The 21870-nt window shown below is 65.9% G+C and carries 24 protein-coding genes; 5 read left to right on the top strand and 19 right to left on the bottom strand.

Annotation, left to right across the window (positions count from 1 at the left end; all coding sequences use genetic code 11):
* Positions 1–68: 68 nt before the first annotated feature.
* Positions 69–1238: an acyl-CoA dehydrogenase gene (locus tag ACZYZF_RS28500; protein WP_463744650.1), complete on the bottom strand. Its 1170-nt coding sequence runs from the start codon at positions 1236–1238 to the stop codon at positions 69–71.
* Positions 1239–1366: 128 nt separating this feature from the next.
* Here ACZYZF_RS28500 and ACZYZF_RS28505 point away from each other — a divergent pair, with 128 nt between their 5' ends.
* Positions 1367–2023, top strand: coding sequence for a TetR/AcrR family transcriptional regulator (locus ACZYZF_RS28505; RefSeq protein WP_463744651.1), 657 nt, complete (start codon positions 1367–1369; stop codon positions 2021–2023).
* Positions 2024–2039: 16 nt separating this feature from the next.
* Here the strand turns inward: ACZYZF_RS28505 and purE are convergent, their stop codons facing one another.
* Both purE and ACZYZF_RS28515 read right to left on the bottom strand, forming a co-directional pair.
* A complete protein-coding gene (gene purE / locus ACZYZF_RS28510) occupies positions 2040–2555 on the bottom strand; it encodes a 5-(carboxyamino)imidazole ribonucleotide mutase (RefSeq protein ID WP_463837475.1) in 516 nt (171 codons plus the stop codon).
* Positions 2539–3759: a 5-(carboxyamino)imidazole ribonucleotide synthase gene (locus tag ACZYZF_RS28515; RefSeq protein ID WP_463837476.1), complete on the bottom strand. Its 1221-nt coding sequence runs from the start codon at positions 3757–3759 to the stop codon at positions 2539–2541. The genes purE and ACZYZF_RS28515 overlap by 17 nt, the downstream gene beginning before the upstream one ends.
* 123 nt (positions 3760–3882) lie before the next feature.
* On the opposite strand from ACZYZF_RS28515, the gene ACZYZF_RS28520 reads away from it, so the two are divergent.
* Positions 3883–4542, top strand: a complete 660-nt coding sequence (locus tag ACZYZF_RS28520; RefSeq protein WP_463744654.1) for a GtrA family protein — start codon at positions 3883–3885, stop codon at positions 4540–4542.
* Between the two features lie 26 nt (positions 4543–4568).
* Here the strand turns inward: ACZYZF_RS28520 and ACZYZF_RS28525 are convergent, their stop codons facing one another.
* From ACZYZF_RS28525 to ACZYZF_RS28575, 11 genes are all read right to left on the bottom strand, one after another.
* Positions 4569–4742: a CsbD family protein gene (locus tag ACZYZF_RS28525; RefSeq protein WP_463744655.1), complete on the bottom strand. Its 174-nt coding sequence runs from the start codon at positions 4740–4742 to the stop codon at positions 4569–4571.
* Positions 4743–4885: 143 nt separating this feature from the next.
* The gene (locus ACZYZF_RS28530; protein ID WP_463837477.1) at positions 4886–5524 is read right to left on the bottom strand and encodes an SAM-dependent methyltransferase; all 639 of its coding nucleotides are present in this window, start codon (positions 5522–5524) and stop codon (positions 4886–4888) included.
* Positions 5521–6300: a PIG-L deacetylase family protein gene (locus ACZYZF_RS28535; RefSeq protein ID WP_463837478.1), complete on the bottom strand. Its 780-nt coding sequence runs from the start codon at positions 6298–6300 to the stop codon at positions 5521–5523. The genes ACZYZF_RS28530 and ACZYZF_RS28535 overlap by 4 nt, the downstream gene beginning before the upstream one ends.
* The gene (locus ACZYZF_RS28540; protein ID WP_463837480.1) at positions 6297–7250 is read right to left on the bottom strand and encodes an acyl-CoA dehydrogenase; all 954 of its coding nucleotides are present in this window, start codon (positions 7248–7250) and stop codon (positions 6297–6299) included. Before ACZYZF_RS28540 ends, ACZYZF_RS28535 begins: the two co-directional genes overlap by 4 nt.
* Complete coding sequence (locus ACZYZF_RS28545; protein WP_463744659.1) at positions 7247–7996, bottom strand: glycosyltransferase family 2 protein; 750 nt, start codon at positions 7994–7996, stop codon at positions 7247–7249. The genes ACZYZF_RS28540 and ACZYZF_RS28545 overlap by 4 nt, the downstream gene beginning before the upstream one ends.
* Positions 7997–8050: 54 nt before the next feature.
* Positions 8051–8569: a PH domain-containing protein gene (locus tag ACZYZF_RS28550; protein WP_463744660.1), complete on the bottom strand. Its 519-nt coding sequence runs from the start codon at positions 8567–8569 to the stop codon at positions 8051–8053.
* 9 nt (positions 8570–8578) lie between these two features.
* Positions 8579–9379, bottom strand: a complete 801-nt coding sequence (locus ACZYZF_RS28555; protein ID WP_463744661.1) for a biotin--[acetyl-CoA-carboxylase] ligase — start codon at positions 9377–9379, stop codon at positions 8579–8581.
* Positions 9380–9418: 39 nt separating this feature from the next.
* The gene (locus ACZYZF_RS28560) at positions 9419–10549 is read right to left on the bottom strand and encodes a Rieske 2Fe-2S domain-containing protein (RefSeq protein WP_463744662.1); all 1131 of its coding nucleotides are present in this window, start codon (positions 10547–10549) and stop codon (positions 9419–9421) included.
* Positions 10546–12135, bottom strand: coding sequence for an FAD-binding protein (locus tag ACZYZF_RS28565; RefSeq protein ID WP_463837481.1), 1590 nt, complete (start codon positions 12133–12135; stop codon positions 10546–10548). Before ACZYZF_RS28565 ends, ACZYZF_RS28560 begins: the two co-directional genes overlap by 4 nt.
* Positions 12132–13790, bottom strand: a complete 1659-nt coding sequence (gene casI / locus ACZYZF_RS28570) for a steroid-22-oyl-CoA synthetase (RefSeq protein ID WP_463837483.1) — start codon at positions 13788–13790, stop codon at positions 12132–12134. Before casI ends, ACZYZF_RS28565 begins: the two co-directional genes overlap by 4 nt.
* A complete protein-coding gene (locus tag ACZYZF_RS28575) occupies positions 13783–14343 on the bottom strand; it encodes a nuclear transport factor 2 family protein (protein ID WP_463837484.1) in 561 nt (186 codons plus the stop codon). Before ACZYZF_RS28575 ends, casI begins: the two co-directional genes overlap by 8 nt.
* Before the next feature lie 229 nt (positions 14344–14572).
* Between ACZYZF_RS28575 and ACZYZF_RS28580 the strand changes: the two genes are divergently transcribed.
* A complete protein-coding gene (locus tag ACZYZF_RS28580) occupies positions 14573–15454 on the top strand; it encodes a hypothetical protein (protein ID WP_463744666.1) in 882 nt (293 codons plus the stop codon).
* Between the two features lie 31 nt (positions 15455–15485).
* On the opposite strand, the gene ACZYZF_RS28585 is transcribed toward ACZYZF_RS28580, so the two are convergent.
* The 4 genes from ACZYZF_RS28585 to ACZYZF_RS28600 all read right to left on the bottom strand — a co-directional run bounded on the left by ACZYZF_RS28585 (position 15486) and on the right by ACZYZF_RS28600 (position 20209).
* Positions 15486–16628, bottom strand: a complete 1143-nt coding sequence (locus ACZYZF_RS28585) for a PucR family transcriptional regulator (RefSeq protein WP_463744667.1) — start codon at positions 16626–16628, stop codon at positions 15486–15488.
* A 34-nt stretch (positions 16629–16662) separates the two neighbouring features.
* Positions 16663–17652 (bottom strand): GDP-L-fucose synthase family protein, encoded by a 990-nt coding sequence (locus ACZYZF_RS28590; RefSeq protein WP_463837485.1) that lies wholly within the window; start codon positions 17650–17652, stop codon positions 16663–16665.
* Between the two features lie 2 nt (positions 17653–17654).
* Positions 17655–18680, bottom strand: a complete 1026-nt coding sequence (gene gmd / locus ACZYZF_RS28595) for a GDP-mannose 4,6-dehydratase (RefSeq protein ID WP_463745275.1) — start codon at positions 18678–18680, stop codon at positions 17655–17657.
* 68 nt (positions 18681–18748) lie between these two features.
* Entirely contained in the window at positions 18749–20209 is a 1461-nt protein-coding gene (locus tag ACZYZF_RS28600; protein WP_463744669.1) for a sugar transferase, read from the bottom strand.
* 309 nt (positions 20210–20518) lie between these two features.
* Here ACZYZF_RS28600 and ACZYZF_RS28605 point away from each other — a divergent pair, with 309 nt between their 5' ends.
* Positions 20519–20911: a hypothetical protein gene (locus tag ACZYZF_RS28605; RefSeq protein ID WP_463837487.1), complete on the top strand. Its 393-nt coding sequence runs from the start codon at positions 20519–20521 to the stop codon at positions 20909–20911.
* Positions 20908–21297, top strand: a complete 390-nt coding sequence (locus tag ACZYZF_RS28610; RefSeq protein ID WP_463837488.1) for a hypothetical protein — start codon at positions 20908–20910, stop codon at positions 21295–21297. Before ACZYZF_RS28605 ends, ACZYZF_RS28610 begins: the two co-directional genes overlap by 4 nt.
* A 9-nt stretch (positions 21298–21306) precedes the next feature.
* On the opposite strand, the gene ACZYZF_RS28615 is transcribed toward ACZYZF_RS28610, so the two are convergent.
* The gene (locus ACZYZF_RS28615) at positions 21307–21870 is read right to left on the bottom strand and encodes a YdcF family protein (protein WP_463837490.1); all 564 of its coding nucleotides are present in this window, start codon (positions 21868–21870) and stop codon (positions 21307–21309) included.

The raw sequence follows: 21870 nt of genomic DNA on the forward strand, positions 1-21870 counted from the left end.
CTTGCCGAGCAGACAGAAAACTGCCCCTTTTCGCGTGAAAAAGGGCAGGTTTCCGTCTGCTCGCGGGCCTACTTGAGCAGGGCGCGGCTCATCACCACGCGCTGAATCTGGTTGGTGCCCTCGTAGATCTGGGTGATCTTGGCGTCACGCATCATCCGCTCGACGGGGAAGTCCACCGTGTAGCCGGCGCCGCCGAACAGCTGTACCGCATCGGTGGTGACCTCCATGGCCACATCCGAGGCGAGGCACTTGCTGGCCGCCGAGATGAATCCGAGGTTGCCCTCGCCTCGCTCGGCCCGCGCTGCGGCTGAGTACACCATCAACCGTGCGGCTTCCACCTTCATCGCCATGTCGGCGAGCATGAACTGCACGCCCTGGTTGTCGCTGACCGGACGGCCGAACTGCTTGCGGTCCTTGGTGTAGGCGATCGCGGCGTCCAACGCACCCTGAGCGATACCCACGGCTTGCGCGCCGATCGTCGGACGGGTGTGGTCCAGCGTCGCCAATGCGGTCTTGAATCCGGTACCGGGATCGCCGATGATCCGGTCCCCCGGAACGCGGCAGTTCTCGAAGTACAACTCAGTGGTCGGGCTGCCCTTGATGCCGAGCTTGCGCTCCTTGGGGCCGACGACGAAGCCCTCATCGTCCTTGTGGACCATGAACGCCGAAATACCGTTGGCACCCTTGTCGGGGTCGGTCACCGCCATGACGGTGTACCAGGTCGACTTGCCGCCGTTGGTGATCCAGCACTTGGTGCCGTTGAGGATCCAACCGTCACCGTCGGCCTTCGCGCGCGTCCGCATGCCCGCGGCGTCGCTGCCCGCCTCACGCTCGGACAGCGCATAGGAAGCCATCGCGTCGCCCGAGGCGAGCGACGGCAGCACCTGCTTCTTCAACTCGTCCGAGCCGCGCAGGATCAGGCCCATGGTGCCCAGCTTGTTGACCGCAGGGATCAGCGAGGCCGAGCAGTCCACCCGGGCCACTTCCTCGATCACGATGCACGCCGCGACCGAGTCGGCACCCTGGCCGCCGTACTCCTCGGGCACGTGAATGGCGTTGAAACCCGAGGTGGTCAGGGCCTGCAGGGCTTCGGACGGGAAGCGCGCATTCTCGTCGACGTCGGCGGCATACGGCGCAATTTCCTTCTCCGCCAGTGCCCTGATCGCCGCCCGAAGCTCCTGGTGCTCCTCCGGCAGCTGAAACAGATCAAAAGATGGGTTTCCGGCCCAGCCAGCCATGATCTTCTCCTTCGTTTTCAGCTCTTGGTTTCCATCGTTGCCCGGACCGCACATCGAGTGCATCGCCCTGCTAGTTTTGGTACTCAGTACCATACCATCGGCACTCAGTCCCACGAAAGGTTGCGCTCATGCCCGAACTGCCAAGCACTCGGGAGCGCCTGGTCAGCGCGGCATTCGAACTGTTCGAAGAACGTGGGTACGAGGCCACCAGCGTCGACGACATCGCCGCGCGGGCACAGGTGGGCCGCACCACTGCGTTTCGCCAGTTCGGGTCGAAAGAGGCGCTGATCTTTCCCGATCACGAAACGCTCTTGCGGCGCGCCGACGAGAGGTTGTCGGCATCGCCGACCGAGACGCTCCCCGCGGAAGTCATCGCGGTGGCAACCACCTCGGTATTCGAGAACTATCTCGCCGAGGGCGAGCGGGCCCGGACGCGGTATCGGCTCACTCGCTCTGTACCGGCGCTGCGCGACTTCGAAACCGCCGTGGTGTCACGGTATGTCCGGCTGTTCACCAAACACCTGCGGGCCGCGCAGACCGGGGATTGGACGGCGGGCCTGCGCGCTGAACTGTTCGCCAACGCCGTCGTCGCGGCGCACAACCATGTTCTGCGCCGATGGCTGCGCGGCGACGTGACCGACCCACGGTCGGACCTGGCCGAGGCGCTGGCCGCGACCTGGCCGATCTACCGGGGCGGTAGCGCCCGCACCGCAGTGGTGGTGATGTCGACCGATGAACCGATCGAGTCCCTGACCCCGCGCATACGCGGGCTCATCGGAGACTGATTCAGCCCTCGTCTCGTCAAGCGTCGCCCAACAAGCGATCACGCAAGGCGGCGTCTTTCGCCAAGACCATGGTTTCCAGGTCTGCCTGAAACTTCACCATCCGAGCCCGCAGCGCGGTATCGGACGAGCCGAGGATCCGAACGGCCAGCAAGCCCGCATTGCGCGCTCCGCCAATGGAAACCGTGGCCACCGGCACGCCGGCGGGCATCTGCACGATCGACAGCAGCGAGTCCATGCCGTCCAACCGGGCGAGTGGCACCGGAACCCCGATGACCGGAAGCGGCGTGGCAGAAGCCACCATGCCGGGCAGGTGTGCCGCGCCTCCGGCGCCCGCGATGATGACCTCGATGCCACGTTCGGCCGCGGTCCTGGCGTAGTCGAGCATGCGTTGCGGGGTGCGGTGCGCGGAGACCACGCCGACCTCGAACGGCACCTCGAACTCGGCGAGCGCGTCGGCTGCGTCGGACATCACCGACCAGTCGCTGTCGCTGCCCATGATGAGCCCTACGCGGGGGTTACTCGCCATGTTCATCCCATCCGTCGGTCCACTCGCCGTGTGACAACCAGTGCGCCGCCCGCACTGCACGCTCGCGGAGTTCGTCCATGGTCGCGCCGATGATGTTGACGTGCCCGAGCTTGCGCCCGGGCCGTTCGCCCTTGCCGTACAGGTGCACCTTCGCGTCGGGGATCCGCGCGAAGAGGTGGTGCAACCGCTCGTCCATCGACATCGTCGGCGTCTGCGGCGCTCCGAGCACGTTGGCCATCACGATGGCAGGCGCGATCGCCGAGGTGTCCCCGAGTGGGTAGTCCAGGACCGCCCGCAGGTGCTGCTCGAATTGGCTGGTGACCGCGCCGTCCATGGTCCAGTGCCCGGAGTTGTGTGGACGCATCGCCAACTCGTTGACCAGCAGCGTGCCGTCGACGGTCTCGAACAATTCGACCGCGAGCGTCCCGACGACGCCCAGCTCGTTCGCCACGCGCAGGCCGAGTTCCTGTGCGGCCGAGCCGAGTTCGTCGGAAAGTCCGGGGGCCGGTGCGTACACCTCGACGCAGATGCCGTCACGCTGAACGGTTTCGACGACGGGCCAGGCCGCGCCCTGCCCGAACGGCGAGCGCGCCACCAGCGCGGCCAACTCCCGGCGCATCGCGACACGTTCCTCGGCCATGACCGCGACCCCGTCGGCCAGGTAACCGGCCACGGTCTCGCGCGCGGACGCCAGATCGTCGGCCATCACCACGCCCTTGCCGTCATAGCCGCCGCGCACGGTCTTGATCACCACCGGACCGTCGATCTGCTGCACGAACGCCTCGATGTCGGCGACCGAGGTGATCTCGGCGAAGCGCGGCACCGGGACGCCCAGCCCGTACAGCTTGCGCCGCATCAGCAGCTTGTCCTGGGCATGCACCAGCGCCTGCGGTGGTGGATTGACCGTGATCCCCTCGGCCACGAGTTGCTCCAGGTGCTCGGTCGGCACGTGCTCGTGGTCGAACGTCAGTACCGACGCACCGGCGGCAGCCTGCCGCAGCGCGTCCAGGTCTGTGTGGGAGCCGATGACGACGTCGGGCGTGACCTGGGCAGCGGATTCCTCCGGCCCGGCGGCCAGCACCCGCAGGGTCTGCCCCAAAGCGATGGCCGCCTGGTGGGTCATCCTCGCGAGCTGGCCGCCACCGATCATCACCACGACGGGAGATGCCCCGCTCGCGGGGGAAGGCGGCTTCTTGGGAGTTGTCGGCACGCACTCTATGGTGTCATGCGCGGATTCCTGTGCTCGTCATGACCGGCGCATTGACCTGCGGTTAAGGTTCGACGTCCGCAACGATGCGGCATCGGACCGTGCATTTACGTACACTGCCTAGCTGTGTCCTTCGCCGATGCGACAATCGCTCGATTGCCGCGATTCGTCCGTCCTTATGCCGAGCGGCATCACGAGCTGATCAAGTTCGCGATCGTCGGCGCGACGACGTTTGTCATCGATTCGGCGATCTTCTTCACCCTCAAACTCACGGTGCTGGAGCCCAAGCCGGTGACCGCCAAGATCATCGCCGGTGTGGTCGCGGTCATCGCGTCCTACATCCTCAATCGTGAGTGGAGCTTCCAGAACCGCGGTGGCCGTGAACGCCACCACGAGGCGCTGCTGTTCTTCGCGTTCAGCGCGGTTGGTGTGCTGCTGTCGATGCTGCCGCTGTACTTCTCCAGCTATGTGCTGGGGCTGCGGGTTCCCGAGGTCTCACTGACCGTGGAGAACATCGCCGACTTCATCTCCGCCTACGTCCTGGGCAACCTGCTGCAGATGGCGTTCCGATTCTGGGCGTTCCGCCGCTGGGTGTTCCCCGACGAATTCGTCGACAAGCCCGACCTGGCGCTCGAATCCACCCTTACCGGCGGCGGCTTCGCCGAAGCGTTCGAGGATCATGCCGAGCACAAATCCGCCACCGTGACGCCGCTACGCCGTCCGAGCCGCCGCGCCAAGGCGCGTCAGTTGGGCGATGATTCCGACCCGGTGTCGAAGAGTTCCTGACATCACGACCAGACATCGTCGTGGCGTCAGTCCTTGAAGACGTCCTTTATCTTCTCCCCGGCCTGCTTCAGGTTGCCCTTGGCCTGGTCCTTGTGACCCTCGGCCTCGGTGTCCCTGTCCCCCGTTGCCTGGCCGGCCTTCTCTTTGGCCTTTCCTGCCAACTCTTCGGCCTTGTTCTTTGCCTTGTCGACGGCGCTCATGTGCTTCTCCCTCAAGTGGTGGTTGGGCCGCGGGTTCGCGGCACAGGAATGACGCAGCGTAGTAACGAATTTCGTCACGCAGGCACTCATCGGATACCCAACCCGGCGATATCTAACCCTCCGCGGAGATCCACGGCACCGGGTCAACCAGCTCCCGGCACACCGTTGCGCGCGGCGACGGATGCAGCGCTGTGGGTGTCGAAAACTTCGATGACCACATCGCGGTCGCGGTAGCCGCCGATCGAGATGAGCCCCGGCGTCGCCGCGATGACCCGGTTGGCCTCATCACCGCTGAGCGGATAGTCAGCCACCTCGTGACGCCAGTGCGCCGCTATCACCGTTGCACTGCAGGCCAACTGCGGACACTCGCGGCGGAGCAGCCCGGCCAGCAACTCCTCGTCCAGGTAGTACGCCACTTCAGAAAGCACAACTAGGTCGAAGGGCCCTGGCGGCCAGGGATCGTCGAGAGAGCCACGCGTCAGGGTGACACGATCCCGCGTCCCGGCACGGCTACCGTCGGCACGCAGCCGCGCGTCGGCGATCTCCAGCGCGGCGCCGGCCACATCCATTGCGGTGACGTGATCGCAGCGCCCAGCGAGCAGCGCGGTGAGGGTGCCGATGGAGCAACCCGGCTCGAAGGCATGCCGATAGCGCCGCTGCGGCAGCATCGACATCGTGATCGCGTACTTGCGTTCCTCATACCAGCGGGTCGCCAGCTGCCAGGGGTCGGCCGAGGTCGCGTACATGCGGTCGAAGTATGAGTCGGGCAGGCGACCCGTCAACGGAACACCACCTCCCCGACCGCGAGCAGCCGAGGCAATACGAACGGCGGCAGCACTGGGTCCGCACCAGGTGCCGACGGGTGGAACTGACTGCGGAAGCATTGCGCGGCAACCTGCTTACGCCCCACAGCGGAGGCCGTCAATGGCACCGTAAGCGCCCGATTCCAGGGCACCGCGGGGTCTCCGGGCTCGGCCCAGTGCCACATCCACACCGGGTACTCGAGCAGGACCGCCGCGGTGCGCTGTACAGCCGTGGCGGCGGCCCGCCCGACGGCCTCGTGATCGGGATGCCCGTCGCCGCGCCACGTCGTTGCACACCAGGTGCCGGCCGGGCAAGCCTGGAGTGTCCCGGTCAGCAGATCGGTGATCGAGTCCTGGTGGTCGGCAAGTTCGCCGTCGGGTAATGCGAGGCTGGTCGGCTCGCCTACACCGAGAACCCTTGCCGCCTTTCTCAATTCGGTGCTCCTGGTGCGTTCCAATCGGAATCTGTCGAATGGGGTGAGATCGCCTTGAGCGGCCCCGCCGTCACTGACCGACACCACCTGGACATCGATACCCCACTCCGCCAGCAGCGCCATGGTCGCCCCGAAGCCAAGGGTCTCGTCGTCGGGATGCGGTGCGACCACCACCAGCGCCGGACACGTCGTCAGATCCAGTTCACCGAAGGAGCGGCCCCAGCTGGTCCAGACGTGACCGGGGGTGCCGCCGCAGCTCAGCGGCCGCGACCCGAACCGTGGTGCGTTGCCGCACGGTTCAGCGGACTCGGCGGCGGTCATTGACGCTCCCCCGCCAGCCTCCCGAGCACGGCGAGGTCACGCTCGGCGTGGCTCTGCCGCACGTAGATCGTCAGATCCGCGACGCAACGTGCGTGTCGGGCATCCTGACACAGCGACGCGGGCCCGAGTGCGCGGCCAGTACGGGTAATCGCCGCGTCGACAGCGGTTTCGACGACCGCGCGGGTTCTCCTCGCCAGCAACTGGGCGGACCCGAACCGGTCGAACGGGTCAGCGTCGATCGCGGCAGCCGCCGCGGCCAGCATCGCTTCGGCGGCCGCGATCGCAGCGTCGACAGCACCGAGGTGGGCGAGCGCGTGCTCGTCGGCATCGCCGCGGGCGACGCGGCTGTACAGGGGTGCGGCGACCGCGCGGGCGGCACCGAGCCAACACGCCGCGACGCCGATCGCACCATGCCAGAAGCCGGGACGATCCAGATAGTCGCCCGGATTGCCGACCGGTACCGCGTGCGCGCCGCTGAATTGGACTGCGCGGGTGTCACTGCCCGCCATGCCGGGATTCCTCCAGATACTGGGCAACGGCTGTACCCCGGCGCTGTCGGTCACCACCGCGTACAGCCCACGTCGGCCGTCGTCGCGGTGGGCCGTCACCAACGCGTGTGTGCAAAGCCCTGCCCCCGAGCACCACGGTTTGGTGCCCGACAGCCTCACCGTGTCCGTTTCGGGTTCTCCAGTGGTGTGCGCGTTGAGCACAGCGTCCGGGTCTTCGGCGGCCCACACCGCCCACAGCTCGCCGGGCGCAGGCGGTTTCGCACCAAGCTCGTCGAGGATCGCGGTTGCGTCGACGTGAGCCTCTGCGAGTCGCCCGGCTACGACGTCGATCTCCGTCAGCTCCGCAAGCCGCTGCCAGCGCCGCGCTGTCGCACCGGAGCCCGGCAGCGGCAACTCCAACCGGCCTGCCTCCAACCAGCTCCTAACCAAGGACGCCGTCATGCGGAATCCCGTTCGGCCGAAGGAAATACGGACCGCGACAAATCACGCAGGTAGCCGGCGAAGCCGCCGGGAGCCCGGCCGTTCCGGCGCGCTGAGGTGGTGACCGACAGCGTCGGGTCCCGTTGTATCCGGTAGCCGGCGGTCTCGAACCGTTCGACCAATTCGACATCCTCGCCGGTGGTCAGTGGGTGGAAGCCGCCAAGCCGCCAGTACGCGTCGGCACGGAAACCCATGTTGGCGCCGTGGATGTGGTTGTGACCGTTGGCGCCCCGCGTACCGGACTCGTACGCGTGCAGGTAGCGCTGGACCAGCGCGGCTGGGTGATGCCGCCAGTCGGCCACCCGCACCACGCCCAGCACCATATCGGCAGCGGCCGCGGTTTGGCGCAGCAGCCAGTCGGGGTCCACCCGGCTGTCGGCGTCGGTGGTGGCGTACCAGGCGCGGGAGTCGTCGACGTGGTTGCTCAGCGAGCGGGCATAGGTGAAACCGGCGGCCCGGCTCGCGCCTACGTTGCCCTCCTCGACGCTGACCAAGTGAACGTCGTGGCCGAACTGACCCGCCAACTCGGCACTGCCGTCGTCGCAGGAATCAAGGACGACGACGGTCAGCACCGGCATCGGCCAACAGGCCGCGGCGGCGGTGACCCCACGCAGGCAGCGAGGCAAGGATGCGGCTTCGTTGTGGGCCGGTATCACCACTATGGCGTGATCGAAGGCAGTCGCCAAGTGGTTCACCCGTGCGGTCATGGCTGATAGATAGCCAGTTTCACCGAATTCCACACCCGGCCGCGCGAAGGCGCGTCAGCTCGGTGACTCCTCGGACCCCAGCGTGTCGAAGACTTCGTGGTACAGAAGTGAATGCACCTGTTCCACGCGCGGAATGTCGTGGAATTCCAGGGGATCCTGTGATGCCGATTCGATGATCAAGGTGCCGGTGCGCATCAGCCGGTCGGTCAGCCCATGGCGGAATTCGACGCTGTTGATCCGCGCGAGCGGGATGTCGATGCCGGAGCGGGTCAGTAGTCCGTGCCGGAACATCACTCGCCGGTCGGTGATGACGAAATGCGTGGTCCACCAGTTCAGGAACGGCCAGACCGTCAGCCAACCGACCACGATCAGCCAGATCGCGCCGATCACGATGAACAGGACGTTCTTGGCGGTGGCCTGCCAGTCCATCGTGTTGACCACGGCAGCGACGAACGCCGATGCCGCGGTAGCCAGGATGAGAAGGAGGACCGGACCGATCAGGCGTTTCCAGTGCGGGTGCCGGTGCAGGACCACCTGCTCGTCCTTGGCCAGCACATTCTCCGGGTAGCCCACGGCAGCACTCTACGGCGCGTCGGGCCGCAAATGTGTGATGTCACCTGCCGACACCGTGACCTGCTCGGTGCCGGTGTCGATGATCAGGCGCCCGAGTTCGTCGACGTCGACGGCCGTGCCCACCAAGGTGTTGTCGCCCGGCAGGATCGCGCGGACCCGGCTGCCGATGGTGACGCTGCGTGCCCGGTAGTCGTCGGCGAGCGCGGGATCGCCGTTGCGCCAGCCGGTGATCCGGGCATCGAGATGACGCAGCAAGGCCCGCGCCAGCGGTGCACGGTCCGTGGTGGCCGTGCCGAGTTGGGTGAGTGAGGTGGCGCGCGGATCAGGCGCCTCCTCGGCGGTCATCGTCACATTCAGGCCGAGGCCGACGACGATGACCGGGGCGGGCGAGGCCACCTCGGCCAGGATGCCGGCCAGTTTTCCGCCCCCCGGTCCGACGAGAACGTCATTGGGCCATTTCAGGCCGACCCGTGTCCCGGCGACCTCCGCGACCGCGTCGACGATCGCCAGGCCCGTGGCGAGCGGCAGCCACCCCCACCGGTTCGGGGACACGGCGGACCCGTCGACACCGAAGGACACGATCACCTGCGAGCGCGGCGGTGCCGACCACTGCCTACCGTGGCGACCACGGCCGGCGTTCTGATGCTCGGCGAACAGCACCGCGCCGGCGATGTCCTCCCCTGCCGCCGCCCGCGCGAGTAGATCGGCGTTGGTGGATCCGGTCTCCTCGACGACGTCGACGCGCCGCCACGACAGCCCGTCGAGCCTGTCGCGCAAGGTCGTGACGTCCAGGGGTGGCCTTGTGTTCATCGCGGCCAGCTTACGGGTCGGGCTTGGAGGGCCGCCGCGTCAGCGGGCGACTTTGGCCGCGTCGATGGCTGCCAGGTTGTCGGCGACCTCCTGGTGCCAGAGCTCGTTGGCGTGCGTGGTGTCGACCTCTTGCTCGAAACGATCGGTCATGTCGGGGGTGACATCGGCAAGATCCACGTAGAACTGCTCGTACCACCGGCGATGGTGATAGACCGGCCCGTCCTCCTCGGTCAGCAACGGATTGTCGATGCGGGCCTTGTGTTTCCAGATCTCGACGTCCTCCATGAAGCCATCTCCGAAACTGCGACTCATCGTCGCCGCGAGTTTCTCGGCCTTCTCCGCGGGCATCGCCGGATTCTGCTGGACCGCGACTCCCCACTGCAGCACGAACGAGTCGTGGGTCACCGGGTAATGGCAGTTGATCAGCGCGATCTCGACGGTGAAATCCGGAGCGAGGTCGTTGTGCAGCCAGTTGATCATGTATGCGGGGCCGAAATACGTTGCCTCCGAACGCAGATAGGTGCCATCCCAGAGTTCTCTGGTGGCGTAGTCCGGACGCGGCTTGGACTCCATGAACTGGCTCGCGGTGTGGCCTTCGATGACGTTCTTGAAGAACGTCGGGTAGGCGTGGTGGATGTAGAAGAAGTGCGCCATGTCGACGTTGTTGTCGACGATCTCCCGGCAGTGCGATCCCTCGATCAGGATCGAATTCCATTGCCACGGTGACCAGATGCCGTCGTCGTAGCCCTCGATGGTGGGCGGGATCAGCTCAGCCGGTGGGGTCGAGCCTTCCGGGTCATGCCAGAGCAGCAGTTGACCGTTGACCTCACAGGTGTCCCATTTGCGGGTGCGGGCCAGCCGCGGCGTGCGTTTGGCGTACGGGACGAGCTTGCATTTTCCGTCGCCACCCCAGCGCCAGTCATGGAACGGGCAGGCGAGGTTGTCGTCCTTGACCGACCCCATCGACAGGTCGCCACCCATGTGCCTGCAGTACGAATCGAGCACGTGCAGGTCACCGGCGGAGTCTGCGTACACGACGAGCTTCGTACCGAAGGCCTCGATGCCGTGTGGCTGCCCGTCGCGGAACGATTCAGCGAGCCCGATGCAATGCCAGCCGCGTGCGAACCGCGTCATCGCAGTTCCGGCGTCGATTTCCCTTACGTCACTCATGCTTCTCCCCTTGGTTCTTCGCGCGAGCGCTCATCACCCCTGCCTAGCATGTCTTTGACCGCCAGGTGGCTGAACAGCATGCTGGTTCCGATCGGATTTCCGCCGCCCGGATACGCGGTGCCGCTCGGGGCGGCCATGGTGTTGCCCGCGGCGTACAGCCCGGCAATCACTCGACCGTCGGTGTCGAGTACCCGCGCAGCGGTATCGGTACGCAACCCGCCTTTGGTGCCCAGGTCGGAGATGCCGAACGCGGCGGCGTGGAACGGGCCCTTCTCGATCGCGACCAGCGGTGATGCCCCGCCGGAGAAGGCCCGGTCGTACGCCTCGTCGCCCCGTCCGAAATCCGCGTCCGTACCCGCGGTCACGAAGTCGTTGAACCGCTCCACGGTGGCGGCCAGGTTCTCGGCGGGCACGCCGATCTTGGCGGCCAGCTCTTCGAGGGTGTCGGCGGTGTGCCACAACCCGGCATCGATGTATTGCTGCGTGTCGACCATCGAGACGTTGGTGGCTTTGACGGGTGGAACTATTCCTTCTTCGCCGTCCCGATCATTGTCGTAGATCATCCAGTACGGCAACGTCATCGAACCGTCGGCCAGCCGCGGCAGGATGGCCCGGCCGATACGGTCGTAGGCCGCGGACTCGTTGACGAACCGCTGCCCGTTCTGGTCGACGAAGATGCCGCCGGTGAACCACAGTGCGAACGCCGAGCGGCCGTCGGGGTGCGTCAGGCCCGGCGACCACCAGGCCTGCTCCATCAGGTCGACGTCGGCGCCGACTGCCATCGCCGCCTGATGCGCTCGGCCCAGGTTCGCCGGCGGCCCCATGGTGTCGCGGGCGACGCCCGGCACGCCGTATTCACGGCGCATTTCGTCGTTGCCTTCGAAGCCACCCGCGGCGAGCAGTACGCCGCGTCGGGCCCGGATCGCGTGGCGCGCACCGTCGGATTCGACGATCGCACCGGTTACTGCGCCGTCTTCGACGACCAACTCCACGAGCGGGGTGTTGCGGCGCAGCGAGGTATTCGGGTATTGCTCAATGGCTTTCAGGAACCGGGCGATCAGTGCCCGGCCGCCGATGAAGTAGTCCTCGGGCTGTTCGGTGCCGAGCCGGTCGGCGTCGAGCGGCCCGCGCACCAGCTCGCGTAGATGCGGGGCCTTCTCCACCTTGAGCGGCCGGGCCGCGATGTGGCGTTGCCCGTCGGTCCGGGCCTTGGGCGCCTTGCCGAAGTAGTCGGGCCAGGGCATCGGCGCGAACTTCAGATTGTCGTCAGCCTCGAGGTACTCGATCAGACCGGCGCCGCCACGGACGTAGGTGTCCTGCAGTTCCCGCGGGGTCCGGTCGCCGACAACGGCGTGGTAGTACTCCAGCGCGTCCTCGATGGTGTCGTCGGTGCCGGCCCGCCTGAGCACGGGGTTGCACGGGAACCACACCCCGCCGCCACCGGAATACGCTGTGGTGCCGCCGAATTTGTCGCTGGCCTCGACCAGGATCACCGACAGCCCTTCGCGGGCCGCGGTGTAGGCGCCGGCCACGCCGCCACCGCCCGATCCGGCGACCAGGACGTCACACTCGTCATCCCACTTCATAGATAACGCTGCCTCCCGTGCTGCGTGAACTCGGCGTCCAACGACTGCTTGTCATCGTCGCCCATGGCCCGATACACCGGTTCTCCGCGTCCCGCCCACCGGTACACCACCTCGCCGGTGTGCCAGCGTTCCTGTTGCAGTTCACGTTTGAGCACCTTGTTGGAGCCGGTGACCGGCAGATTCTTCGACACCCGCAGGAACCGCGGAATTGCCTTGGCCCCCAGGTCATCCTGGTCGTTCAGGTAGGACACGAACGCCGCCGCGTCGAAGCCTGTGGGATCGGATACCTCGATCGCGGCCATCACCTGATCACCCGAGCGCGGATCGGGCACCGCGTAGACACCGGCGGCCACCACCTCGGGATGGCGGCGCAGGACCCGCTCGATGTTGAGCGCCGAGGTGTTCTCCCCGTCCACCCGGATCCAGTCGCCACGCCGACCGGCGAAGTAGATGAACCCCTGCTGGTCGAGATAGCCGAGATCACCCGTCCAATACCAGCCGTTGCGGATGCGTTCGGCGTTGGCCTCGTCGTTCTTGTAGTACCCCTCGAAGGTGCGGGTACCGAACTTGTCGACAATCTCCCCGACCGCGTCGTCCGGGTTGAGCACCCGGCCGTGCTCATCGAAAACCGCTGGCACACAGTCATTCAGTGACGTAGGGTCGACGATCGCCACCCCGTCGTGCGCTGGGCGGCCGAGCGCGCCCGGCGGCATGTCGGGGGCCAGCACCACTGCCCCACCGCCTTCGCTGGAGCCATAGCCCTCGAACAGTTGGGCGTCGAACCGGCGCCGGAACTCGTTCTGGTCGTCGGGTGAGGCCTCGGTACCGAAGCCGCGGACCAACGGGTTCTCGGCATCGTCGGGTTGTTCGGCGGTGGCCATCAGATAACCGAGCGCCTTGCCCACGTAGGTGAAGAAAGTGGCACCGAAATACCGGACGTCCGGCAGGAATCGGGACGCCGAGAACGACGGCGTCAGGCAGACGGTGGCACCGACCGACAGTGCCGGCGCCCACAACGCCATGATGGCGTTGCCGTGGAACAGCGGCATGCAGCAGTACTCCACGTCGTCGCGCACGTGGCCGAACTTCTCGGCGGCCGCATAGGCGATTCGGGCCAGCCGGCCCTGGCTGCAGATGACCGCCTTGGAGGCTCCCGTCGTTCCCGAGGTGAACAGCAGAAGCATCAGGGAGTCGTCGGTGACCCCGGGCGCGACCGCGGGGATGACGCGATGCGCGTCGAGTTGCGCCGCATAGTCCGGGCCGTCGACCACCAGGAACCGCTCGGGCGCCAGACCGAGGTCGAGGTTGCGCAGACGCTCCGCCCCCGCGGTGTCGGTGACGATCAATTGGCAATCAGCAAGCCGGATTTCGGCCGCCAGCTCAGCGGCACCGCGGGTCGGGTTGATCCCCACGATGGTCGCCCCGGCGAGCGCGGCCCCACCCAGCCAGAACACAAAGTCCGGCACGTTGTCCAGGAGCACGCCGATGTGCAGCGGGCCGTCCACCCGCATCGCCTGCGCCAGCGCGCCGCGCGCGGCGGATTCGGCGACCACCTCATCCCAGGTCCAGTCCCGGTCGCGGGTGCGCAGGCCGACGTGTTGGTCGCCGACCCGGTCGAGCAGCAGCGACGCGATGTCACTCCGAACGTCAGGCATGAGCTTGGGCGGCGCGCTTCTGGTCGACGTAGGCCTGCGGCAGGTCTTGCTGGCTCAACTTGGTCACGCTGACCGGGCCGGTCTGGTAAGCGTCCTCGCCGAGGATCAGCCCGTCGGCGTCGATGGGCCAGTTGATGAGCTGACGGAACAGCAACAGGTAGTCGCCGTCCGGGTCGTCCACCTCGACGCCGATCGCCTGGGCGGCCGCACCCGGATAGATCATCTTCATCCAGCCTTCGGTCATCACCAGATCATCGTCGACGGCGAGGCGATCGATCTCGAAAACGAGGTGGTTGGCGCCGCTGGCCACGAATGCCTCGTAATAGGCGCGCACACCCGCGGTGGTCTTGGGACCCATATCGGCATTGGCGTACCAGAAGTGATAGTCCGGGTTCGGAGCCAAGGTGGCCATCAGGCGTTCCATATCGGGCTCAGCCTCGGCCTTCATGTGCTCGAGAACGACGCTGAGTACCTGACGGTGCCGTTCGTCGGCGGTGACGGCGAGACGCTCTTCCACGGGGACCCAGGTCTTGGTCGGGTCGATGATGGCCATTTCGGCCTCCTTGTGTCGTTTGGGCTGCATCGCAATCTTCGCCAACGGGGCGACCGCCGTCAGCCGACGCGCGTCGGGCGATTCCGCGGATTCTCCCGACACTCGTCGACCCGCCCGGACCCGGATCGCCGAAACCAACGCTATGGTCGTCCATCGGCGCTGCGAACAGCCATAGCGTTGTTTTCGAGCGGCATAGGAGCGGGATCGCGTCGGCATACGTCCAACAGATGTGCGAGTTCCATTCCTCGGGAGCGAGGTCGTGGCGGCCGGCCACCTCACCAGGGCCCAGTTGCGCAGCCGGTATCGGCCGATCTATCGCGACGTCTACGTGCCCCGCGAGCATCGGCTGCGGCTGCGTGACAGGGTCGTCGGCGTTGCTCTCGGATCGCCCGGCGCGGTGATCGCCGGGCTGGCCGCCTCCGCGATGCACGGAGCGAAATGGGTCGACGACACTGTTCCGGTCGAGCTGATCGCAACCGCCCGGTGCCAGCGGGGCTTGATCGTCCGTCGGGAAACCCTGCACGAGGACGAGATCATGACCATCGCAGGCATTCGCGTGACCACGCCCGCTCGCACCATCTTCGACCTCGGCCGTCATCTGTCCAGGGACCGCGCTATCGAGCGAATGGACGCTCTGATGAACGTCTGCTCCGTCGACCTCGAGGACGTCGCGCTCATCGCGAAACGCCATGCAGGTGCGCGCGGCCTGCGACGGCTGAGGGTGGCGCTGCCACTCGCCGATGCGGGGGCCGAGTCGCTGCCGGAGACGCGGCTGCGATTGCTATTCGTCGATGCCGGACTTCCCCGTCCGACAACGCAGTTCGTGATCCTCGACGAATCCGGGCGTTACGTCCGTCGGATCGACATGTGCTGGGAGGAGTTCAAGGTCGGGGCCGAGTACGACGGGGAGCAGCACCTCACCAGCCGGCACCAGTATGTGCTCGATGTCCGGGTGAACCGAGTGCTGCAGCGGCTCGGCTGGCACGTCATCCACGTCATTAAAGAAGACCGAGGCGAGGACATCGTCGCCCAGGCGCGCGCCGCCCTGGTGTCTCGGGGCTGGCAGCCCGGTCCGCGAAAGCAACGCCATGGTCGTTCACGTGCCGCGTGAGCATCCATAGCGTTGTTCTGGGCGAGCACCCTTACAGCAGGTCCGCGTCGGCGAGCTCCGCCGATGACATCGCGATCCGCCGGACCATGAGCACCAGCGTGCCCAGAAAGCGATCCACCGGGTTCTCGAAATCCCACCCCATCGCGGCCTCCACGCGCTCCAACCGGGCGGCCACCGTGCTGTGGTGCACGTGCAGTTCAGCGGCGGTCCGTCGCAACGAGCCATAGACGAAGAACGCCTCGGCGGTCTGCACGTCGACATCCCCGGCAGGAGTTGACGCAATCTCGTTGATACGGGCCACATCTCGATTCCGTCGTACCCGGTCGATCGGCAGGTCGGCCAGCAGTTCCAGTGAGCTCAGCCGCTCGTATGCCACCACTCGCCTGCCGAATCCGGTCGATGAGGCAAACCGCAGCGCGCGGACGGCTTCATGCCATGAGGTCGACGCGCTGAATGCGTTGCCCACGGTCCCGATTCCGACCCACGGTCCCGACGCGGTGCCGATGTTCACGACTGTCGGGAACTGTTCGACGATGATGCGCTCGAGACGGTCCGAGAACTCGCGCATGTCGAACGACCCTTGGCACACAATGGCAGTCGCGTTGCCGATGACGGCGGACCGCACGGCCGGTGCGGGCAGTTCGCCGGTGATGAGGCGCACCGTCTCGCGGGGCGAATGCCCGGATGCCGCCAGCACGCATGTCGGCCTGGTCTCGTCGAGCCCCAACAGCCGGATGGCCCGGGCCCGGTCTTCGCGATGCTCCTTGGCCGACAGCACGACCTCGAGCAGTGCGGGGTCGCCGAGGTGCGGAGTCCCGCTCACGCCGGTCCGCGCCGCGACCCGACCCAGTACCCGTCGCAGCCGGTCCAGCAGCACTTCGTCCAGTGGATGTCCGGATCCGTCACGCTCCACCCAGACCACCGTCTCGTTGCGATCGGATGTCGGCACAGCCCTGTCGTCGACCGGATCGAGGTGCCCGGACGCGTCGTACCGGACGACGGTGCCCCCGGGCCATCGGACACCTACCGGGCACCCCGCTGTCAACGCGGCAAACCGCACGGCGGCGTCGGCGTTGACTTCCTGCTCCTCCAGCGCATCGAATTGCGCGATGAGCCGCAGCACCGATGCGGGATCGGTGCCCAGTTCGGACAGCACCAGCGGCCCGGTGGTCATGGTCGAGAGCGTATGCCCAGAGTTCGTCGGGCTCTCACGCGAGTGCCACCCGTCTGAGGTCCGCCCGATTCTGCCGGTACCACGCCAGGGTCTGCTCGATCCCGTCATGCAGCGAAATCGACGGTTGCCAACCGCTGTCCCGCAAGGTGCTGATGTCCAGCAGCTTGCGGGGCGTGCCGTCGGGCTTGCTGGTGTCCCAGGCTGTCTCGCCCTCGTATCCCACTGCGGCGGCGACGATCTGCGCCGTTTCTCGGATCGAATGGTCTATCCCGGTGCCCACGTTGACCTGCTGCGGCCCGTCGAACTGCTGAAGCAGATGTAAACAGGCGGACGCCATGTCGTCGACGTGCATGAACTCACGGCGCACGGTGCCGGTGCCCCAGTTCGTCACCTGGGACTCGCCCTTCTCGTGCGCTTCTTCGTACCGGTGGATCAAGGCCGGCAGGACGTGCGAGGTCGTCGGGGAGAAATTGTCCCCTGGCCCGTACAAATTCGTCGGCATCGCCGATATCCACGGCAAGCCGTACTGCCGCCGCACCGCCTGGACCGCCACGATTCCGGCGATCTTCGCGATCGCGTAGGCATCGTTGGTCTCCTCGAGGGAACCGGTCAGCAATGCATCCTCGGTAATCGGCTGTGCTGCCATCTTCGGGTAGATGCATGACGAGCCGAGAAAGAGCAGACGCTGGGTGCCGTATTTGAGCGCCGCGTCCATCACGTTGGTCTGGATCCGCAGATTCTCGGAGATGAAGTCAACCGGGTAGGTCTTGTTCGCCAGGATTCCACCGACCCGCGCAGCCGCCAAAATCACAACCGGTGGTTGCGTTTTCGCGAAGAACTCGAATGTCGCCGCCCGGTCGGTCAGGTCCAACTCGCTGTGCGACCGGCCGATGAGATCGGTAAATCCCTCCGATCGCAGCTTCCGGTGAATCGCCGACCCGACCATTCCCCGATGGCCGGCGATGTACGTCGGCGCCGCGGGGTCGAGCGGGTGTGTCGTGTTGACGCTGTCGTTCCCTAGCAATTTCAGCCCCACCCCGCCAAGACCGGCGTGTCGATCCACGGCTTGCCGAGGCATTCGAGCTGCGCGATGTCGGCCTCCACCATGATCTGCGCGAGTTGTGGCGTGCGGACCGTGGGGCTCCAGCCGAGCAGCCGGTCGGCCCTGGCGGCGTCGCCGACGAGCGCATCGACTTCAGTGGGACGAAGGTAGCGTTCGTCGAAACGGACGTGCCGTTCCCAGTCCAGACCCGCATGTTCGAATGCGGCGACGAGAAAGTCGCGCACGGTGTACCGGTCGCCGGTGGCGAGCACGTAGTCTTCGGGCTCATCGACCTGCAGCGTCCGCCACATCCCCTCGACGTATTCCGGTGCGTAACCCCAATCGCGGATCGCGTCCAGGTTGCCGAGATAGAGGTGCTCATCGATACCGGCTTTGATCCGCGCGGCGGCTCGGGTGATCTTCCTCGTCACGAAAGTCTCACCGCGGCGCGGTGACTCGTGGTTGAACAGGATGCCGTTGACGGCGAACATCCCGTAGGCCTCGCGGTAATTCCGGGTCATCCAGTAGGAGTAGACCTTGGCTGCGCCGTACGGCGAGCGCGGATAGAAGCTTGTCTGCTCGTTCTGCGGAGGGGGTGAGCCACCGAACATCTCCGAACTGGACGCCTGATAGAAGCGGCACGGAACCTTCGAGATCCGCACCGCCTCCAGCAATCGCGCAGAACCGATACCAGTGGTGTCACCGGTGTGTTCGGGTTCGTCGAAGCTGACCCGCACATGCGATTGTGCGGCCAGGTTGTACACCTCGTCCGGCTCGATGGTGCTCAACAGAGTCACCAGACGTGCGCCATCGCTGAGATCGCCGTAGTGCAAGAACAGTTGCGCGTGCGGATCGTGTGGATCGACGTACAGATGATCGATCCGGGCGGTGTTGAAGGACGAAGACCGACGAATCAGCCCATGCACCTCGTAGCCCTTGTTGAGCAGGAACTCGGTCAGGTAAGAACCGTCCTGACCGGTGATTCCGGTGATCAGGGCTTTCTTCTTCACCTGATTCACTGCGTCTTCTCCTTAATCTCGTACACCCGTAAAGCACTGGGTGGATTTGCTTTTGGAGATCAGTACGCTCCTTGGCTGAGCAGCACTGCCCGCACGGTCTTGGCGATGATGACCAGGTCGGCCACCATCGACCAGTTCTCGACATAGGAAAGATCTAGTCGCACCGATTCCTGCCAAGACAGGTCCGCCCGTCCACTGACCTGCCACAGGCCGGTGATACCCGGTTTGACCAGCAATCTGCGCTGGACGTCGCCATCGTAGGTTTCCACCTCCTGTCGCAGCGGTGGGCGGGGACCGACGACGCTCATTTCCTGCCGGAGCACGTTGACGAACTGTGGCAGCTCATCGATGCTGAACCGGCGGAGAACCTTGCCCACCGATGTGACGCGCGGATCGTCCTTGATCTTGAAGAGAACTCCGCCGGAGCTCTCGTTCAGGGTTTGCAGGCTCTCCAGTTGACGATCGGCATCCGTGACCATGGTACGGAACTTCAGCATTGCGAACGGCCGGCCGTCGATGCCGATGCGTTCGGCCGTATAGAACACCGGTCCCCGGCTGTCGAGCTTGATTGCGATCGCAGTAACCAGCAGGACCGGGGAGGCGACGACGAGTGCGGCCGCCGCGAAAACGAAGTCAAATGCCCGTTTCTCGAATCGTTTCGCGCCGTCGTACTGCGGCTTCTCGACATGTACCAGCGGGAACCCGGCTACCGGCCGCATCTCCAGACGCGCCCCGGAAACGTCCATCACGCCCGGCGACACCACGAGGTCGACACCCATCGCCTCCAGGTCCCACATCAGTTTCCGGATCCCCTCGTAGCCGAGATGTTCGACGCCCGTTACGGCTACCGTGTCGGCGCCGCATTCTCGTATGGCGTCCAGGACATACTCCTCACCACCCATGATCGGGATTTCCTGGTCGCCCACGGTGAGACGCTCGCCCGCGGGGGCGCCATAGCCGGGAATCCCCACTGCGACAACGTCGTATCCGGCGCGAGGATCACGGGTCAGCTCCTGCGCGAGATAGGTGACCGCGTCGGCGTCACCGATCGCCATCACCGCCGTCTGATAGCGCCCCTCCGCCCGCTTCTTGGCGAGATACCGACGCCACACCCATCTGGTCAGGCACAAGGCGACGGTGCCGGTGGGCAGCGCCACCGCAAGATAGCCCCGCGCAATCTCAAGCTGAAGCAGGAACGTGATTATCGCGATGCCCCCGAAGGTCCAGAACGACGCAGACGCAACGCGTTTGTACTCTTCGGCGCCCGCCCCGGTCACCCGCGGCGACCTGGTCCGACACAACGAGAGCGCACCCAACCAGATGGCGCCGAACAGAATCGAGACGGACGTGATGTAGCCGTCGGTGCCGGAAAGGTCCGGGGCCTGTCCGAAACGGACGTACTGCGCCAGCACCACCGCCGCGCACACCACGAGGACGTCGGTGATCAAAATGTTGACCAGGTACTGCCGTTGCCATCGAGTGCGCTTGAACACTTCGCGCGGCATCGTCACGACGGTCATTTTTTGTCGTGCACCTCCCCGGCCCATGGCCGGCGGGAATGCCTCGCAATCCGCTCAACGCGGCAACTGCGACAATCTTTGCAACAAAAACCGCGCGACCCTGGGCGTCGTACATCGATTATGCGGTCCGTCTGCAATCTAACAGCTCATCGACGTGGTCGGCCGGGCAGGTTTGGGCCAGACCCGCACGAAACGCGCACGATTCAGCTTGCTTTTCGATCGCACGCTGCGAAAACGCACACAGTGGCAACCGATGCTGTGACAACCCACACCGCGACGTTCGGCCAACCCCGGTTAACCTGATCAGCGATGGTGACCTCGAGTTCTGCCGGCAGTTGGCAGCTGCGCTGGATCATTGTGGGCGCCGCAGCCGGAGCCGTTGTGCGCCATCTCATAATCGGGAACTGGGGCACGCCCGCCGATCTGCTCGTGATCACCCTGATCGTAATGACCATCTCAGGGTCCGCGATGGGCACCGTCCTCACTTGGCCCGTGCGCCAACAGTTTCGGTCCGTCATCTGGGGCGCGGCCGGCGCAGCGGCCAGCCTCAGCGGCTATAGCGCGCTCGCGATCGACCAGCCCGCGCTGGGCGCACTCGCGATCCTGCTGCTGGCACCCGTGTGCGCGTTGGCGGGTCTGTGCGGCGGAGCAGCAGTGGGGTCCAGAATCGCCGCCGAGCGAGGCGAGGACACCCTGCCGTGATCACCGATCTGCTGCTGGTCGCGGCGGGGGCTGCGGTGGGCGCCCCGACCGCGGTCTACCTGTATCGCAATGCCGACAGATGGCGCATCATCGCGATCAACTCGGTGGTGTGTGCCCTGCTGGGCTGTCTCACCGCCCTGCAGTCCACAGTGGATTCGCCGCCGCCGGTCCTGCTCGTCGGTGAGGGACTGCTTGTGACGGCGGCGCCCATCACCACAGTGTTGCTCCCGCTGGCCGCGATCGACCCCCGCGAGTACCCCTGGCAGACGATCCGGCGGGCTGCGCGCACACTCGCGTTGACTGCCATGTACTGCAGCGCATTTGCCATGATCGGATATCTCAGTGTCTATGTATTCGCGGGTGTCCAGTACAAGCTGAAGTGGTGACTCACCGGCTCAGTCACACTTCTTCGACTCCATGACCGCCTTGCCCAACGCGAAGAACTGGTACAGGTAGGTGTACTCCCACGAGCCGGCAGACAGGCGGTATTCGCGCGGCACTGCGCGCATCACGGTGGAGTCTGCCGAGGGTGAAAAACAATGCTCGAAGATGAAGCGGGCCCGGGGCAGATGGTACTGCCAGGAGGCAACCACCACGGTGGTCCAACCCCTTTCGCGGGCCAACTGCCGAATCAGCTTCGCCTCACCGAGGGTGGTGGAGGGCTTGGGCGGCACGCACAGAACTTCGACACCTGGCGGATGCCGATTGCACGCTTTTTTCATCACCGGATCTGACGACCGATACGGGTTGGACAGCACCAACACTGGGGCGACGCCGTCGCGAACGAGTTGAAAGCCGTAATCCTCGCGGCCATCGTGCTCACCACCGAGCACGAATACTGCGTCGGCTTTACGCAAGTCGTCTTCCGGTGCGTAACGGAACACGACCGTGCCGACGGCAGCTACGAGCAGCAGGACCATCACCACGGCGGTGGCCACGATGGTCACGGCGCTACGCAC

This window comes from Mycobacterium sp. IDUB_24 (genome assembly GCF_055419385.1).

Excerpts from the sequence above, each read along its gene's own strand:
- purE (WP_463837475.1), bottom strand. The coding sequence starts at position 2,555 with ATGAACATGGCGAGTAACCCCCGCGTAGGGCTCATCATGGGCAGCGAC.
- ACZYZF_RS28535 (WP_463837478.1), bottom strand. The coding sequence starts at position 6,300 with ATGACCGCCGCCGAGTCCGCTGAACCGTGCGGCAACGCACCACGGTTC.
- ACZYZF_RS28575 (WP_463837484.1), bottom strand. The coding sequence starts at position 14,343 with ATGGCCATCATCGACCCGACCAAGACCTGGGTCCCCGTGGAAGAGCGT.
- ACZYZF_RS28525 (WP_463744655.1), bottom strand. The coding sequence starts at position 4,742 with ATGAGCGCCGTCGACAAGGCAAAGAACAAGGCCGAAGAGTTGGCAGGA.
- ACZYZF_RS28600 (WP_463744669.1), bottom strand. The coding sequence starts at position 20,209 with ATGACCGTCGTGACGATGCCGCGCGAAGTGTTCAAGCGCACTCGATGG.
- ACZYZF_RS28585 (WP_463744667.1), bottom strand. The coding sequence starts at position 16,628 with ATGACCACCGGGCCGCTGGTGCTGTCCGAACTGGGCACCGATCCCGCA.
- ACZYZF_RS28505 (WP_463744651.1), top strand. The coding sequence starts at position 1,367 with ATGCCCGAACTGCCAAGCACTCGGGAGCGCCTGGTCAGCGCGGCATTC.
- ACZYZF_RS28500 (WP_463744650.1), bottom strand. The coding sequence starts at position 1,238 with ATGGCTGGCTGGGCCGGAAACCCATCTTTTGATCTGTTTCAGCTGCCG.
- ACZYZF_RS28565 (WP_463837481.1), bottom strand. The coding sequence starts at position 12,135 with ATGAAGTGGGATGACGAGTGTGACGTCCTGGTCGCCGGATCGGGCGGT.
- ACZYZF_RS28560 (WP_463744662.1), bottom strand. The coding sequence starts at position 10,549 with ATGAGTGACGTAAGGGAAATCGACGCCGGAACTGCGATGACGCGGTTC.
- ACZYZF_RS28540 (WP_463837480.1), bottom strand. The coding sequence starts at position 7,250 with ATGACGGCGTCCTTGGTTAGGAGCTGGTTGGAGGCAGGCCGGTTGGAG.
- casI (WP_463837483.1), bottom strand. The coding sequence starts at position 13,790 with ATGCCTGACGTTCGGAGTGACATCGCGTCGCTGCTGCTCGACCGGGTC.
- ACZYZF_RS28545 (WP_463744659.1), bottom strand. The coding sequence starts at position 7,996 with ATGACCGCACGGGTGAACCACTTGGCGACTGCCTTCGATCACGCCATA.
- ACZYZF_RS28605 (WP_463837487.1), top strand. The coding sequence starts at position 20,519 with ATGGTGACCTCGAGTTCTGCCGGCAGTTGGCAGCTGCGCTGGATCATT.
- ACZYZF_RS28555 (WP_463744661.1), bottom strand. The coding sequence starts at position 9,379 with ATGAACACAAGGCCACCCCTGGACGTCACGACCTTGCGCGACAGGCTC.